General features: G+C 63.2%; 1 protein-coding gene. It reads right to left on the reverse strand.

The features are described 5' to 3' along the window. The coding region (locus CTZ28_RS46540; protein ID WP_183154934.1) for a cbb3-type cytochrome c oxidase subunit I at nucleotides 1–514 on the reverse strand (514 nt) is incomplete at both ends.

The following is a 514-nucleotide window of genomic DNA, read 5'->3' on the forward strand; positions in this document are numbered from 1 at the left end:
GTGGCCCACTCCAGTGAACGGCCATAACCCCAGGGGTCGTCGGCGTCGACCTTCCGGCCGTACTTCGCGGTCTTCCACACGTTGTAGAAGAACGGCAGGACCGACAGGCCCAGCAGGAACGAGCCGACCGTGGACAAAGTGTTCAGGGCGGTGAACCCGTCGGCGGCCAGATAGTCGGCGTAGCGGCGGGGCATGCCTTCGGTACCGAGCCAGTGCTGGACCAGGAAGGTGAGGTGGAAACCCGCGGTGAGGGTCCAGAAGGTGATCTTGCCGAGGCGTTCGTCGAGCATCTTCCCGGTGAACTTGGGCCACCAGAAGTGGAACCCGGCGAACATCGCATAGACGACGGTGCCGAAGACCGTGTAATGGAAGTGCGCCACGACGAAGTACGAGTCGGAGAGGTGGAAGTCCATCGGCGGCGACGCCAGGATCACACCGGTCAGCCCGCCGAAGACGAACGTGATCAGAAAACCCGTCGTCCACAGCATCGGCGTCTCGAAGGACAGGCTGCCCT

Source organism: Streptomyces shenzhenensis, assembly GCF_003688995.1.
GTDB lineage: Bacteria > Actinomycetota > Actinomycetes > Streptomycetales > Streptomycetaceae > Streptomyces > Streptomyces shenzhenensis_A.